This is a genomic window from Holdemania filiformis DSM 12042 (assembly GCF_000157995.1).
GTDB lineage: Bacteria > Bacillota_I > Bacilli_A > Erysipelotrichales > Erysipelotrichaceae > Holdemania > Holdemania filiformis.
On record NZ_GG657557.1, the window covers coordinates 1,458 to 16,241 of the forward strand.

13 protein-coding genes are annotated in these 14,784 nt (G+C 51.9%); 6 read left to right on the forward strand and 7 right to left on the reverse strand.

Going from position 1 to position 14,784, the window contains the following annotated elements; translation table 11 throughout:
• Both HOLDEFILI_RS08970 and HOLDEFILI_RS08975 read left to right on the forward strand, forming a co-directional pair.
• Positions 1 to 947 (forward strand): helix-turn-helix transcriptional regulator (locus HOLDEFILI_RS08970; protein ID WP_006059296.1); only part of this gene is annotated, 947 nt, incomplete at its 5' end.
• Between the two features lie 174 nt (positions 948 to 1,121).
• The gene (locus tag HOLDEFILI_RS08975; protein ID WP_006059298.1) at positions 1,122 to 1,838 is read left to right on the forward strand and encodes a LytR/AlgR family response regulator transcription factor; all 717 of its coding nucleotides are present in this window, start codon (positions 1,122 to 1,124) and stop codon (positions 1,836 to 1,838) included.
• Between the two features lie 369 nt (positions 1,839 to 2,207).
• On the opposite strand, the gene HOLDEFILI_RS08980 is transcribed toward HOLDEFILI_RS08975, so the two are convergent.
• From HOLDEFILI_RS08980 to HOLDEFILI_RS09000, 5 genes are all read right to left on the reverse strand, one after another.
• Entirely contained in the window at positions 2,208 to 3,362 is a 1,155-nt protein-coding gene (locus HOLDEFILI_RS08980) for an AfsR/SARP family transcriptional regulator (protein WP_167317134.1), read from the reverse strand.
• 73 nt (positions 3,363 to 3,435) lie between these two features.
• Positions 3,436 to 3,705, reverse strand: coding sequence for a DUF1294 domain-containing protein (locus HOLDEFILI_RS08985; protein ID WP_006059300.1), 270 nt, complete (start codon positions 3,703 to 3,705; stop codon positions 3,436 to 3,438).
• Positions 3,702 to 4,757 carry a M24 family metallopeptidase gene (locus HOLDEFILI_RS08990; RefSeq protein ID WP_006059301.1) on the reverse strand — a complete coding sequence of 352 codons (1,056 nt, stop codon included), beginning with the start codon at positions 4,755 to 4,757 and terminating at the stop codon, positions 3,702 to 3,704. The genes HOLDEFILI_RS08985 and HOLDEFILI_RS08990 overlap by 4 nt, the downstream gene beginning before the upstream one ends.
• A gap of 12 nt (positions 4,758 to 4,769) precedes the next feature.
• A complete protein-coding gene (gene mutY / locus HOLDEFILI_RS08995; protein WP_156788897.1) occupies positions 4,770 to 5,918 on the reverse strand; it encodes an A/G-specific adenine glycosylase in 1,149 nt (382 codons plus the stop codon).
• A 41-nt stretch (positions 5,919 to 5,959) separates the two neighbouring features.
• Positions 5,960 to 6,733, reverse strand: coding sequence for a TMEM164 family acyltransferase (locus HOLDEFILI_RS09000; RefSeq protein ID WP_039864578.1), 774 nt, complete (start codon positions 6,731 to 6,733; stop codon positions 5,960 to 5,962).
• 198 nt (positions 6,734 to 6,931) lie between these two features.
• Here HOLDEFILI_RS09000 and HOLDEFILI_RS09005 point away from each other — a divergent pair, with 198 nt between their 5' ends.
• The gene (locus tag HOLDEFILI_RS09005) at positions 6,932 to 7,657 is read left to right on the forward strand and encodes an NAD-dependent protein deacylase (RefSeq protein WP_006059305.1); all 726 of its coding nucleotides are present in this window, start codon (positions 6,932 to 6,934) and stop codon (positions 7,655 to 7,657) included.
• Positions 7,658 to 8,206: 549 nt separating this feature from the next.
• On the opposite strand, the gene HOLDEFILI_RS18405 is transcribed toward HOLDEFILI_RS09005, so the two are convergent.
• On the reverse strand, positions 8,207 to 9,619 hold the full coding sequence (locus tag HOLDEFILI_RS18405) for a polysaccharide deacetylase family protein (RefSeq protein WP_006059307.1): 1,413 nt from the start codon (positions 9,617 to 9,619) through the stop codon (positions 8,207 to 8,209).
• A gap of 537 nt (positions 9,620 to 10,156) precedes the next feature.
• Here HOLDEFILI_RS18405 and HOLDEFILI_RS09020 point away from each other — a divergent pair.
• The 3 genes from HOLDEFILI_RS09020 to HOLDEFILI_RS09030 are packed head-to-tail and all read left to right on the forward strand — an operon-like array spanning position 10,157 to position 14,030.
• Complete coding sequence (locus HOLDEFILI_RS09020) at positions 10,157 to 10,627, forward strand: MarR family winged helix-turn-helix transcriptional regulator (RefSeq protein ID WP_006059309.1); 471 nt, start codon at positions 10,157 to 10,159, stop codon at positions 10,625 to 10,627.
• A gap of 3 nt (positions 10,628 to 10,630) precedes the next feature.
• A complete protein-coding gene (locus HOLDEFILI_RS09025; protein ID WP_006059310.1) occupies positions 10,631 to 12,388 on the forward strand; it encodes an ABC transporter ATP-binding protein in 1,758 nt (585 codons plus the stop codon).
• Positions 12,378 to 14,030 (forward strand): ABC transporter ATP-binding protein, encoded by a 1,653-nt coding sequence (locus HOLDEFILI_RS09030; protein ID WP_156788898.1) that lies wholly within the window; start codon positions 12,378 to 12,380, stop codon positions 14,028 to 14,030. Before HOLDEFILI_RS09025 ends, HOLDEFILI_RS09030 begins: the two co-directional genes overlap by 11 nt.
• Positions 14,031 to 14,124: 94 nt before the next feature.
• Here the strand turns inward: HOLDEFILI_RS09030 and HOLDEFILI_RS09035 are convergent.
• The coding region (locus HOLDEFILI_RS09035) for a DUF4143 domain-containing protein (RefSeq protein ID WP_006059312.1) at positions 14,125 to 14,784 on the reverse strand (660 nt) is incomplete at its 5' end.

A 14,784-nucleotide genomic window follows, 5' to 3' on the forward strand; every position in this document is an offset into this window, starting at 1 on the left:
AAAAGCTGCTGGAAATTCTGCGTTTGCTTCAGCAGGAAGCGGACAACGAGCATCCGCTCAAATGCAGTGAAATCATCGCCCGGCTCAGTCAGAAAGGCATGAGCGCTGAACGCAAATCCGTGTATTCCGATATCGACATTCTGCGCCAGGCCGGCTGGGACATCCGATATCAAAAAAATCAGGGCTACTGGCTGAAACGCCGCTACACACTTGCCCAGCTGAAGCTGCTCAGCGACGCTGTCGGTTCGCTGACCATTCTTTCGGCTGATCAGGCCTGGCAGTTCAACACGCTTCTTTTAGAGGAATGCTCGCGTTATCAACAGCCGCAGTTATCACCGCTGCTTCCTGAATACCGTGAATCCGGCGCCGACGTCCTTGCGAACATCGACCAGATTCTGAAAGCCCTGCGGGAAAATGTCGAAATTCAATTCCGTTATTTTGATATTACCGTGCATAAACAAAAGCGCTACCGCCGACAATCGCAAACCTACCAGCTGTTTCCTTACGCGCTGATCCGGGAGAACCAGCGCTATTACTGCGTTTGTTACTCATTCCATCATCACGGCTTCTCGCATTACCGGCTGGATAAAATGGAACAGATCCAGCTTCAAAGCGAACCGCTGCCCCGGATTCCCTTTGATTTGAAGGAATACGCTGCCCGCAGCTTCGGGATGTACGCCAGCGAACCGGTCAACATGACGCTGCGCTTTGATCTATCCCTGGCGAACACGGTTTTTGATCGGTTCGGTCAGGACGTCATGATCACGCGCATTACTGATCAAGATTTTGATGTGAATCTGACGCTGAGCGCAGCTCCTCCGTTTTTAGGCTGGTTGTTTCAGTTTGGTCAGAAGGTCCGGATTCTGCAGCCGCAGTCCTTGAAAGACCAGATGCGCGAAGCTGCCGAAGCGGCGCTGCGTTCGCTTGACGAGGAATCCGCAGGCTGAACTGGATGCGGACACGGCAACCGCATTTCATATCCCGTTTCCAGTTTTTACAAACATTCGCAACAGGGACTTTCCGAACAAAGAATCCCATTATTTTAGGAATTGTCAGAATATTCAATGTTGACAGCCGCGGGAAAATGATATAATAAATGCACACTCAAAGGAGAGACATATATGAAGCTCTGTATCGGTTTGTGCGACGATAATCCGCTCCATCTGCGAATGATTTCACAGGAAATTCAGCGTTTGTGCGGGATGCGGGAAATTGAAGCTGAGATTCACACCTGGACCAGCGGCGCGCAGCTGTTAAAAGAGATCGAAACTTACGATATCCAGCTTTATATTCTGGATATTCGAATGCCGGAAATCACCGGCATCGACGCTGCCAAGCAAATCAATCTGATCCAGCCCTCAGCGCAGATCATTTTTATTTCCAGTTATCTGGAATATTTTTCAGATGTTTATGAAACTGAACATCTGTATTTCGTTCTGAAATCGCAGATGGCACAGCGGCTTCCGGATGCCCTGGATCGGGCGCTGGCGAAGCTGGGCCAAGCTCAGACCGGAGTCAGCTTCATGCTTCACAGCCGCAGCCAGGTCATTCCGATTCCGATTCATTCGATCCTCTGCATTGAAAAGGAACTCCGCAAGATTATCGTCACGACCACGCATGACCACTATGAAATGTACGCGAAGCTGCAGGAAGCGCTCGCACAGCTGCCTCCGGATGAATTCTTCCAGTGTCATCGTTCCTACATCGTCGCCTTCCGTCACATCGAGCAAATCTGCGGCAATGAAATCCTGCTCTCCAATGGTCAGCATATTCCGATTGGCAGAACCTTCATGAAACCGCTGAAGGAAGCGTTGTTAAAGCGGCAGTTCTCACAATAATCCAATCTTCCCGCCGTTTCTTTCCCGGCGCTCAACTTGCCGCGGACAAAACGGAATGGAATTGGCGCTGGATGTTTAATACCAGAAGATTCCCGGCTTTGCCTGTGGTTCTTACTCGGTTTCGGGCAGACATAAAATATCCATACAAAGAAGCAGGCAGGATAAAGCGTTAAATGAAGCTTCATCCTGCCTGACCTTTTTTTCTTCGCCCAATTTCGAGTAAGTACCCTTACCTGTAACAAGGGAATCTTTTTTTTAGAAAAAGTAACAAAAAACCGGTTCGCCTTCGATGACGGCACCGGCTGTTAGTTCCTATTGTATAAATACGCTTCGGCTTTAATAAGATAAATCCAGGGAATCGCCCTTAAATCAAGCCGCGGCCGGCATCGGCATCGGTTGGATTTCACAGACATGGTAACCCAGCTTCGCCTGATCCGACGGGTAGCGCTTATGGAAACGCGTGCGGATTCGCTGCGCCGCGATATCGCCGTCTTCCTTCCGCCGCAGATTCATCATCACCGCATACTGGCTTTTAGAGATCCGGCAGAAAATATCACTGCTGCGCAGTTCGCTTTCCAACACCCGGCTTAGATATTCCAGCTGATCATTTTCCGGCTGTGAGCCTTCCTGCGACTCCAGTTCCAGCATCATCATATAGAAACTGTCCCGCGACCTTTGAATTTCCCGCACCCGCGCCTGATACAACTTCTGGAAAACCGGCCGGTCGCAGAAGAACGCCAGCGGCTCGCTGATTTCCTCATTCAGCGAAGATACCAGTTCGTCCAGTGTCACGGTCTCGCCGTTTTCGACGCTGATAAAATAAATCAGCGCCTGCGATTTACCCAGAAATTCAATGCCGTATTCCTTCTGGAATGCAGCCGCGACCTGTTCATAATAATGAATCGCTTCATTGTACTGACGCTGCCGGATCATCACCCGCAGCATCAGATAATTCACCTGATCATTAAACGGTTCAACCGCTAATAAGGTTTTATAAAGATTCAGTGCTTGCGGATAAAGCTCGTTCTGTTCCAGCTCCTCCGCAATTTTATCGGTGGTATTTAAGATTTTCTGCCATTGGCGTTCGCGTTCCTCCGCAATCCAGGAATCTTCCAGATCCGCTAAAAATTCACCCTGAACCAGAGCCGCTAACGCTTTGGCATCGCCGCAGTCAGCCCGCAGCGCGATTTTATCCAGCTGGGCGATATCCCATTCAAAATCCGCCGCCGGATTTAACCGGTAACCGCCCCGGACCGTCTGGATCCAATCCGGGCCGCCCGCACCCGGCAGTTCTTCGAGTGCTTTGCGCAGCCGGAAAATGGCGAACTTCAGCGCGTTCAGCGGATTCCGGCTGTCCGGCCAGAAGATTTCAATTAACTGTTCCTTGGCAACCGCCCGATCGCGATGAAGGATCAGATAGGCAAATATGGAAGCAATCTGCTTTCCCATGGCAGCGCCTAAATTGATTTCCTTCCCCCGCACCCGGAGGGTAAAAGACCCCATCATTGTAATTTTCCACTTCATGTTCATAGACCTGCTACCTCACATTATCAACAGTGTAACAAATTTTCCGGCAATTAGAAATACAATCTCAAAATTATTTGAGGTTTGCCAGAATCACGGCAACGGCGATTAAATTCTCAATCCCGGCTAAAACCGCAATCCGGACAAACGAAGGCTTGGAGACCTTGTGATGGGCGATCAACATCCCTGCGCCCAACCCCAGTGCGCCGCCCAGAAAAGCGAGCGTAAAAAACACCCTTTCTGGAACCCGCCAGCGATGGGTGCGGGCGCAGAATTTATCCCACAAACACAACACGATTTCCGCCAGGTTCACAAACCAGAACGCATAGAAGCCAAAACTCATAACACCGGCTGATCCTTTGGATCATGGTTGAGCACCTCGCAGCCGTCCTTCGTCACCAGCACCAGATCTTCAATCCGTACCCCGCCGACGCCCGGCAGATAGATCCCCGGTTCGATCGAGAAGCACATGCCTTCCTCAACAACGATTTCATCGACCGCGCTGACATCGAACGGTTCATGCACGCTTAAGCCGATTCCGTGCCCGGTGCGATGGATAAAATACGAACCATAGCCCGCTTCCTCAATCACCTGGCGGCAGGCCCGGTCGATATCGCAGAACCGCACGCCCGGCTTCACTGCCGCAATCCCTGCCAGATTGGCCCGCAGGACGGTATCGTAAACATCTTCCATCGTGTTCTTGCCGATGAAGTACGTGCGCGTCATGTCTGAACAATAGCCTTCAAATTTACAGCCCATGTCAACGATCACCGACATGCCTTCTTCTAAAATCTTATCCGACGGTACGGCGTGAGGATCAGCGCAGTTTTCCGCGAACGCGACGATCGTCTCAAACGACGGATCGCTGTCAGCCAGCTCCCGGAACGCCGCGTTGATTTCCTGTTCCAGCTGTTTTTCACTCTTGCCTGCCTGGATCAGCTCGCGCACCCGCGCCATTACCTTATCATTATTCAGCGACGCCTGACGCATCCTGGCCTGTTCCACAGGATCCTTGACGCTGCGGATGCGGTCGACGAGATTGCCGTCCACCATTTCCAAATCCGGACGCAGCGCCATCAAGCGGATCAGAAAGCCGGCGGACCAGAACTTGTCGATCCCAACCTTACCGTTTAAGAACCGGGAAACGATCTGCACGCCGTCCTCGGTATCGTTGTAGCGGACAAGCTCAAAATCCGTTTGCGGCGCTAAGGGAAACAACTCGTTGAGCACCAGCTTGGGTAAGCCCTCCGTCGTTACGATCAGAGCGATCAGCCGCTCACCGCAGGAAAAACGACGTCCGATAAAATATTCCACAGCGCTGTGATCAGAAATGACACAGGCTCCCAGACCTTCCTCCTGCATTTTCTTTTGAAGCCGTTCTACGCGTTCATTCATATTCTTGTCCTTTTACCCTTTCTTTTTGTTTTTCTTCTTTTCCATTATGGATGCATCAGAAACCTGACAAGCTTCAATCCCGGCGGTCTCCGCCGGATCCGTCAGCGATGCCTCACTGATCTGAACAGATTCCGGGTTATCCGGGGATGCTTCAGCATCGTCTGCCAAGCCTTCGTCAAGCCACTTGCGGTGCGCGCCGACGATCGGAAGCGTATCCAGCTGATCCTTGGCGATCCAGAAGCAATGCTCCGGCAGCGTTTCCTGGACCTGATCATCCCATTGTCCGCGGTAGCATTCCATTTTCCATACACGATGGGAGAACACATGCTTGCGCTGTCCCGCAAAATCAAGCTGATCTGTTTGTTCCAACGGCGCTGCGGCCTGCGGCAGACGGTACAGACCTTCCATCAGACCGTCCGACCAATCGTCGCTCAGCAGGATCTGGCGGCGGTCATTCTCAATCCAATAGGTATACAGCTGCAGCTCCAGCGGCGGTTTGGCTTTCTTTTTAACGGGATATTGACTCCAGCTGCCATCCTGGCCCGCACCGCAGAACGGCGCTAGCGGACAAAGCAGGCACTGGGGATTTTTCGGCGTGCAGACCAGCGCTCCGATCTCCATCATCGCCTGGGTAAACACCGCGGGATTACTGCCTTCCATCCAATCGTAGACCTGCCGCCAGACATAATCGGCCGTCGTCTTCTTCGTGATATCCTCGCCATATTGGAGCACGCGCGTCGTCACCCGCAGGACGTTGCCGTCGACAGCCGGAGCCCGCAGACCGTAAGCGATACTGCCGATCGCCCCGGCGGTGTAAAAACCGATCCCGGGAATCGTCCGCAGCTGTTCAACATCCGCCGGCAAGAGGCCGCCGTAGCGTTCAACTACGACTTTCGCACCCGCATGCAGCTTCCGCGCCCGGTTGTAATAGCCCAATCCCTGCCAAACATGCAGGATGTCTTCAATCGGCGCTTCCGCTAACGCTTCGACCGTCGGCCAGCGCTCCATCCAGCGCTTGTAATACGGAAGCATGGAATCGATCCGCGTCTGCTGCGCCATGATCTCGCTGACCCAGATCGCATAAGGATCCCGGCTTTGGCGGAACGGCAGTTCACGATGGTGGATCTTATACCATGCACATAATTCTTCCTGAAAATTCATTTTCTTCACCGCGCTTATTGTATCGTGTTTTCCCTTAAAACTCAAACATCCTGTTTCCGGGTTGACCTGTCTTTTTGCCGGATTCGCCGCCACAGCGTGTGAATGAGCAGTCCGCCGGCGATCATCGCCAGAAAATAACAGAAATTCCCTGCCGGAATACCCCAGAGCCGGGCGATTTCACAAAAACCCAGCTGCGTGTTGGCAAGTTTGGGCGACAGGTAAAACATCGACAATTCACCATATCGGGAAAGCGTGACGTTCAGCATCTCCGCGATCCCCGCAAGCAATCCGAAGAGTCCAAGCATTTTCAGCGCTCCCCGAAAATCATCCTCCATCGCTTCACTGGTTCCGCACAGGATGCCGATCACGATCAGCAGATCGTGCCAAAGAAACGAGAACAGCGTCAGAAACACAGACGGACTGAGCATATCCGAAGGATCAAGATAGACGGCGATCCCGCCTAGCAGCGCAAAATCCGCCAGGAAAGTAACGACGGTCCGCCGGCCTTTTTTTAGCCGGGGCAGAAGCAGACAGAGGTAGATCGGCATGCTGCAAAGCTGAAATGGAAAATACCACCAGTTATACACACCCTGATCGACGATCAGAAAGCGGAACACCTGCTTGAGAACTTCGCCGCCTGCCAACAGAACACCAAGGCAAAACAACAGCTTTTGCCGGCGGCTTTCTTTCAATCCGCGTAACCGCCACGCCCCCAGTGCGCTCAGCCCGGCCAATCCCGCCATCAGAGCGTGGAAAAGGCCGTAGGGTTCAGGCGTTTTCCACATCCAGCCCAGCATCAAAACCAATGCGCGCATATGCATCCCTTCTTTATCTTTATTATAACGCGGCGGTCAAACCGTGATAAAATAGAAGCAGACTCACGGGATATCTTCCTGATAACCGGAAACATAAAATTCGGTCGGCAGCCAATGAAAAGATAATCCTAAAGAAAGCAAAAAAGAAACTGAACCAATCTGGAACACAGGAAAAATCAGAAAAGGAGAGTTACAAGTATGGAAAAACAGATTCAAGCGCTGCAGGAAATCCTGGATCGAGGGAAGCGCATCGTCTTTTTTACCGGCGCGGGTGCGTCCACGGAAAGCGGAATTCCGGACTTCCGCAGCGTTGACGGATTGTATCAGCAACAGTATGATTACCCGCCGGAGGAAATCATCAGTCATCATTTTTTTGAGTCGAATCCGAAAGAATTTTACCGCTTCTACCGCAGCCGCATGCTTTATCCGAACGCCCGGCCCAACGCCGCTCACCGCTTGATGGCGGAGCTGGAAAAAACCGGACGTTGTCTGGGCGTCGTGACGCAGAACATCGACAATCTGCATACCCTCGCCGGCAGTCAACACGTCGCGGAGCTGCATGGCTCGATCATGCGGAATTACTGCGTAAACTGTCATCATGAGGAAGGCCTGGACTTTATCCTGAAGACTAAGGATCTGCCGCGCTGTCCGGTCTGCGGCGGACTGATGAAGCCGGACGTCGTTCTATATGAGGAAGCGCTTGACGAAGCCGTGATGGACCGAGCGTTAACCTGGATCCAGCAGTCCGATGTGCTGATCATCTGCGGTACCTCGCTGTCCGTCTATCCGGCCGCCTCGATGGTGCGCTATTTTTACGGCGATCAGCTTGTCGTCATCAACAAGACGGCGACGTCGATGGACAAGAATGCCGATCTGCATCTTTTAGCCCCGTTGGCGGAAACGCTCGCCCAGCTGCACGTTTAATCTGCAATACAAGTCAGAAAAAAATGCAGGCAAGAAAAAAATGTTGCGCAAACCAACCTTGTGGAATAACTTGTCCCTCCGCTTTGCCGCATCCGGCCTGCTTCAATCCTCATCTCAACTTAAAAGGAATTCCCGTTCAATGCGTGGAATTCCCTTTTTGTATCTGACGGACAATCGCCCGGACTTCAGCGGCCGCCTGTTCCTTAAGCGCGGTACTCTCGCTATCGCTGAACGGCTGGGCCGTTTCTCTGCCCCAAAGCGATGTCGAAACGGCATAATGGATCTTCTCCACTTTAAAATAAGCGAGTACGGAATAAGCATAGCTTTCCGAATCCCCGGTACTGAAATCAGTCTCAACAATTCTGACGAGTACCTCGGTGCCGGCTTCCTGAAAATTTAACCCATCAACTCACAGACGCGTAGGATCAGCGCCTTCAGATCGGGGTTACCGCAAGTCTTTCATCAGGGAAAGACTCGATCTTCAAAAAACAACAACGGGTTGGTTCCGCCCCGTTGTCGTGTATCCTCAAATCAAATTCAAATTGCTTCTTAATCCTTAATATCATAAGCGCTGAAGACACGCTGACCGTTGTAAACCTCAACCCCCTTGGCCTGAAGCAGTTCATCAACTGTTACGAGCTGATAACCCGCTTCGATCAGCTGCGGAAGCAGCGATTCAACAGCCGTCACCGTTTCGGCATGGATATCATGCATCAGTACGATCGAACCATCTTTCACCGCGGACATTGTGTTCTCCACCGTCTGTACCGGATCGAGTGTTTTCCAGTCGAGCGTATCAATGCCCCACATGATCAACGGATAAGCTGAATTTTCTTTCACCGTCGCGTTGGTCGCACCGTAAGGCGGACGGATATGCTTGATCGTGTACTGCCAGCCCGTCAGCTCCTGGACCAGTTCCGTCGTGCGGTTGAGCTGAAATAACAGGTTATCGCCCTTCAGCTTCGTCAGCTTCGGATGGTTGTAGGAATGCGATGCCGCTTCGCTGGCGGAGTTGATCACCATCAGCGTCGTTTCCGGATATTTCTCCACCCGGACTCCCTGCATGAAGAACGTAGCCGCCGAATCATAATGCTGCAGAAGATTGATCAGCTGCGGCGTGTTGGTCGGATGCGGCCCGTCGTCGAAGGTCAGCGCGACCATCGGTTTGTTGGGATCGATCACCCGCGGCGCAATCCGGACATTGTTCTCCGGCAAGGCTCCCTGCCCGATGTCCAGCAGGAAATGCTCGCCTAAATTGGAAACCGGAAACTCCCAGCGGTAGGCATTTTCCCCCAGCTTGCCGGCAGGAAAATTAAAGATCAGCATTCCGTCTTTTAATGTGAAATCCCGGAAGTTGCCGGAATCCCAGGCCGTCGCTTCAATCAGCGGCAGCGTATACGCCGCTTCCTTCCAGTTATCGTCCGCCTTCAGCTGAGCGCGCAGATTCGCCGACAACCATTTCAGGGCGTTCTCATCCAATAAGGACGAAGCGTCGAGCCACTGGTGATCGGTCAGATCGTATAAATACGACTGCCGCTGTTCCTGTACTGTTTCATTTTCATTGCGTGAGATCGTGTATTCCAGTGAAACATAGCGGTCCTGATTCACATTCATCTGATAATCCGCCTTGACAAGCAGCGGCTTCTTTTCCTTTTGATAGTTCTCAGTCTGCGCCTTCAAATCATTGAAAATGACTTCCGCGTTCTGGGCCAGCGCCTCCTGGAACGTGCTGTCGGCGCTCTGCGGATAATAAACCGCCAGCTGAACATCCTTGCTTTTATCCTTCAGTTCTTCCGAAGAAGAAACCTGCGGCTTCAGAAATGCCGGTTCCCGGTTCGACAACAGCCATCCGATCCCGGCCCCGATCAAAACCAGAGCGGCAACCGCGATGACCATCAGGATCGCCAGATTTCCTTTATTGATCCGGCGTCCTCTTTTTTTTCTTCTTCTTTGTGTTTTCATTCTATCCAATCGTCCTTTCCGTCCGATAGAAAATTTCTACCCCTCTATAAGATTCTTTTAACGTGCTAAAAGTTTAAATTTTTTTATTTCTCTTTTATAATTGTAGTCCGCATGGCAGATCCCCAGACATTTTTCAATTTTCGAACTGTCTGTATGTTCATTTTAGCTAAAATCGGATGGGAACTCAATGACAACGACTTTACGAAGTCTTACAAATTCATGACGGAAACCGGATTCACAAATAAACCCGGTCAAATTCCTCCTTCAGTCCGCGACTACCGCTGGGATGAAAGTGTGAAAGTAAAGCGATCTAGCTTGCTTTCCTGCAATATTTGTGACTGCGCAAAGCGCAGTAATGGAGACAAAAATGATAAGCCTGCGTCAAACAATGAAAGGTTTAATTCAGATTGACAGTGAAATTTAGATGTACTATCATATAAATAGATGTAATATCATCTATATTGCTTTCTATCTATCATCAGCACCTGTCAATCCGCGTATTCAAGGATAAAGTCGGTTCAATAAAGGAGGATCATCATGGATAAAACAGCTCGTCAAATCACAAAAATTGCCCGCGAGGTCAACAAGTTCACCACCCGTTCGTTAAAAGCGGAAGGCATCGGCGCCGCGGAACTGGATTTCATTCACGTCGTCCGGAAAAATCCCGGCATCACTCAGGCCGGCATCCGCAGCGTACTTGGAATTGATAAAGGAGCCTGCGCCCGGCGGGCGGCGAACCTGGAACAGAAAGGGTATCTGATCCGAACTCCGGATCCTGAGGACAAACGCGCCCGGCGCCTCAGCGCCACGGCGAAGGCGGAAGCGCTGAAGCAATCCAAAGCCGCGATCGAAGCCGAAGCTTACGCCTGGCTGCTGGAAGAATTCAGCGAAGCGGAAAGCGAGGCGTTCGCAGGCTTATTAAACCGTCTTTACCTGCGCTGCAAGACGGAAAGCAAAGCCGGTTTCCCACATCTGAATCAACGGGTGAATGCGCCGGCAGGAGATTAACCCATGATTCGCAAATCCAACAGAGAACGCCGGCCTGACCGGCTGAGCACCTATTTTTATCAGGAACGCCACGTACTGGCCGGCATCACGCTGACCGGCATCCTCTACAACGCCGGCCTGACAGCCGGACCTTACTTCGAAGGACAGCTGACGCTGTGTTTAATGGCAGTCCTGGCAGGAGAAAAAAGCGGAATCGACATGATCAAGCTGGCCGCCGTCTATCTGACCGTCATTTTGATCGTTCAGGGAGCGCGCTGTCTCAAGCGGTTCGGAGTGCGGCGTTTTGCCAACGATACCGCCCGTTCCATGCGGCGGGTGCTATACCGCAATCTTGTCTATCAAAATCCGGCCGTCTTGAGCGCGGACGAGGCCGGAAGCCTGATGACCAAAGCAATCAGCGATGTGGATGCCTGTGCTGAAGGCATGCGCAAATTTACGACTGAAGTGTTCGATACCGGCGTCGTCATGATCGCCTATCTGGGGATGTTAATGGCTTATGATCTCCGACTGACGCTTTTAGCCTGTGTGTTTGCGCCGTTGGCAGCTCTTTTGGCGCAGAAATTAAAGCATCCGATTACCCGCAGCGCTTCCGCCTACAAAAACAGCGTCAGCCAGCTCAACACGATGACGCTTGACCGCGTCAGCAACGCGCTGACCTATCGGGTCTTCGGCTGCGAAAACCAGCGGGATCAGGCCCTTGGCGATCAATTAGCTGTCGTGGAGAAAAACGCGGTTGTTTCCAGCGCCTGGGAAAACGCGATGCAGCCGTTGTACAACATCATCGCCATGGCCGGCGTCGTCTTCGTGCTGCTTCGCGGCGCTCAAAACGTATTGGGTGTTGGCTGGGCTGCCTGGGATCTCGCCGCCTTCACGACTTATCTGGCCTGCTTCTCCCGGCTGGCGCTGAAAAGCTCCCACGCCGCCAAACTGTTCAATGCCGTTCAGAAAGCAAAAGTATCCTGGCAGCGGATTCAGCCGCAGCTGCAGCCGGTAGAGATTCCGGATTCAACGCTGCCGCCAACCGCCGGACCTGCTGAATTAAAATTGGAAGATTTAAGCTTTGCTTATCCTCACCAGCCGCCCTTATTCGAGCATGTGTCATTCCAGGTTCACACCGGACAGATCATCGGCATCACTGGTCCGCTGGCCTGTGGAAAATCGACGCTGGGCCGCTTGTTGTTAGGCGAGCTGCCTTACGCCGGCAGTCTGCGGATCAACGGTTTGGAAATAGCGCAGCTCAACAGCGCACAGATCAGCCATTTGGTCGGCTATCTGGGCCATGCCCCGCAGCTGCTCAGCGACACGATTGAGGAAAACATTCAGCTTGGCGAAGACCTGGACTGCGCACCATGGTTAAAGCTTACCGCGCTGGAGGAGGAAGTCGCGGCGATGCCGGAAGGCCTCAAGACACAGATTGGCGCACAGGGAACACGGCTCTCCGGCGGTCAGCAGGCACGGCTCGCACTGGCGCGCACACTGGCCCGGCCGCGTCCGGTCTGGGTGCTCGATGATCCGTTTTCCGCGGTCGATCCCGCCACGGAAGACGAAATCCTGCGGAATCTGCGCGAATTGGGCAAAGATCGGATCATCCTGTTGATTTCCCACCGTCTGACCCATTTTGCCCAGTTCGATCAAGTGCTCTGGCTGGAAAACGGAACTGCCCGGATAGCCGATCCTGCGACGATGATGGCGGAGAATCCCGCTTATGCCCGGCTTGTTAAAACCCAACAAAAGAAAGCAGGCGATGACGATGAAAAATAACAACACTTCGCTGGCGCTGAAAAACAGTGTCCTCACTGTAATCGCTCAGCAGCGCCTGTTTCTCACCGGATTGGGAATTGTAATCCTCGCCGGAACGCTGGCTGCGCTGCTTCCGCCGTTAGTGCTCGAACAAATAGTCAACCAACTGACGCTGCGGCAAGCCGTCGGCGTGGGTCCGGCACTGGCTTATTTCCTGTTTCTGGCGCTGGCTGGAATACTGGAATCTTTGCAGACCGTCATGATCGCCCGCACGGGACAGAAAATTACCCGGCAGGTCCGCCAGGACCTCTGCGCCAAGCTCGATACTCTGCCGGCAGCTTATTTTACCCGGGAGGACGCGGGGAAAACCGTTTCTCTGTTCGTCAACGACGTCGACGCGCTGAGTTCGCTGTTTGACAACGGCGTACTCAATATGGCTGCCGACAGTTTAAAAGTGATTGGAGTTTTAGTCATGATCTTCACCCGCAGCCTTGGGCTGGGCTTTCTTCTGATCGTGATCACGCCGCTGTTGTTCGCCTTGACCCGGCATTTCCAGAAACGGATGCTTCAGGCTCAAAAAACGAACCGCGCAGCGATTGCGCAGGTCAATCATCTCGTTCCGGAAACACTGAACTGCCTGCGGATGATCCGCTCGCTGAATAAACAGGAACGAATGGAAGACCGCTATGACCAGCATTTACAGACAAGCTATCAAAGTCTGGAAAAAGCGAATTTCTATGATTCCGTCTATTCGCCGATTATCGTTTTCAGCAGCAGCGCTGTCGTCGCCGTCATGATGATCCTGGCGACGCTGTCCGGCGGCTGGCGCTCATTATTCGGCATGTCGGTGGGTTCGGCAGTGGCGGTCACCGCCTATGTCAGCAAGATTTTCACGCCCCTGGAAAACATCGGCATGGAAATTGAGAATATTCAATCAGCGGTTGCCGGCATTCAGCGGATCGAAGCTTTCTTCCGCCAGCCGCAGCGGAATCTACCGGAAGCAACGCTGACACTTTCCGCCCTGCCGACCGGCGAACCGGCGCTGGCGCTGAATCACGTTACCTTCGGTTATGAAAAGGAAGAAACGGTCCTGCATGATTGTTCGTTCTGTGTCCGACAGGGAGAAACGGTCACGCTGGCCGGACGAACCGGAGCTGGAAAAAGTACAATTTTTAAATTGATCCTCGGTTTATATTCCCCTCAGCAGGGATCCGTTACGATTTTCGGCGCCCCTGCCGATCAGATCAGCGATCGTCAGAAACGGCGATTGTTCGGTTATGTGGAACAAACGCTGCGGCCGGCCAGCGGCACGGTCGGCGATCAAATCTCCTTATTTGATGAAACGATCACCGCCGATCAGATAGCCCATGCCGTACGGTTAGTCGGTCTGGACTCGGTCATCGCCCAGCTGCCGCAGGGAATGGCAACGCCCTGGGATCCGGCGCTCTTTTCTCAAGGTCAGCTGCAGCTGTTAGCGATCGCCCGGGCCGTAGCGGCCGATCCGCGCATCCTGCTTCTGGATGAAATCACCGCCAATCTGGACAGCGGTACAGAATCGTTAGTCATGGAAGCGCTACGCCGGGCTTCTGCCAACCGCACTGTGATCTCCATTTCTCACCGTTTATATCAACAAAATAGAAATGGCAGACTGATTTCCATTTAGAAAGTGCCGCGTGTTTCAACTTCTCCTGATTTCAGATTTTTCCATGATTTAACGACAAACTCCCGCCTCTTGTGCGGGAGTCAAAATCGAAGTTTTATAGGAAAGGCGTCATATAAAGCGGTAAATAAGTGATTCCATTTTCTTCTTTCAGATCACCTGGATGCAGCACATAAGGGATATACAGCTGTTCTTTGTATTGAGAACAGAATTTCTTTAAAGAGGTCAGCGTGTAATTCTTGCTTGACTTAACTTCAATCGGTGAGATATTATGCCGATTGGTAATCTTACTTTTCGCCACTAAAAAATCAATTTCCATCCGGCTGGAAGCATCATTCCGGGAAGAATTGGAGTAAAAATATAACTTATGTCCGCTAGCGGTGAGCATTTGTGCTACAACATTTTCCACAATCATCCCTTTATTAAATTCCAATTTATCAAACAGGAGTTTTTTATAAATTTCTTCACTGACAATTCCATTTTCATCGAAAGCATGACTGATCAGAAGCCCGGTATCAGCCATATAACATTTTAATGTCATCCTTTCCATGTTGAGTTTTAAGCCAAGCACAGGTGCTGTTGAATTGTAGGCGATATTGGTTATCATCGCGTCAGACAGCCAAAAAATCGCTTCTTCATAATCCCTGAAACGGGCTTCTTTTTTTAAGGAGGATAGTTTGAATTTCTTTTCATGTTTTTGAAGCTGCGAGGGGATATCATCAAAAATTTGTTCTACTTTCATCTCATATCCCTGTGC

What these genes read in the sequence shown, in the direction of transcription:
- HOLDEFILI_RS09025 (WP_006059310.1), top strand. Translation starts at nt 10,631, where the DNA reads ATGATTCGCAAATCCAACAGAGAACGCCGGCCTGACCGGCTGAGCACC.
- HOLDEFILI_RS08975 (WP_006059298.1), top strand. Translation starts at nt 1,122, where the DNA reads ATGAAGCTCTGTATCGGTTTGTGCGACGATAATCCGCTCCATCTGCGA.
- HOLDEFILI_RS08980 (WP_167317134.1), bottom strand. Translation starts at nt 3,362, where the DNA reads ATGAAGTGGAAAATTACAATGATGGGGTCTTTTACCCTCCGGGTGCGG.
- HOLDEFILI_RS09030 (WP_156788898.1), top strand. Translation starts at nt 12,378, where the DNA reads ATGAAAAATAACAACACTTCGCTGGCGCTGAAAAACAGTGTCCTCACT.
- HOLDEFILI_RS09005 (WP_006059305.1), top strand. Translation starts at nt 6,932, where the DNA reads ATGGAAAAACAGATTCAAGCGCTGCAGGAAATCCTGGATCGAGGGAAG.
- HOLDEFILI_RS08985 (WP_006059300.1), bottom strand. Translation starts at nt 3,705, where the DNA reads ATGAGTTTTGGCTTCTATGCGTTCTGGTTTGTGAACCTGGCGGAAATC.
- mutY (WP_156788897.1), bottom strand. Translation starts at nt 5,918, where the DNA reads ATGAATTTTCAGGAAGAATTATGTGCATGGTATAAGATCCACCATCGT.
- HOLDEFILI_RS18405 (WP_006059307.1), bottom strand. Translation starts at nt 9,619, where the DNA reads ATGAAAACACAAAGAAGAAGAAAAAAAAGAGGACGCCGGATCAATAAA.
- HOLDEFILI_RS09000 (WP_039864578.1), bottom strand. Translation starts at nt 6,733, where the DNA reads ATGCGCGCATTGGTTTTGATGCTGGGCTGGATGTGGAAAACGCCTGAA.
- HOLDEFILI_RS08990 (WP_006059301.1), bottom strand. Translation starts at nt 4,757, where the DNA reads ATGAATGAACGCGTAGAACGGCTTCAAAAGAAAATGCAGGAGGAAGGT.
- HOLDEFILI_RS09020 (WP_006059309.1), top strand. Translation starts at nt 10,157, where the DNA reads ATGGATAAAACAGCTCGTCAAATCACAAAAATTGCCCGCGAGGTCAAC.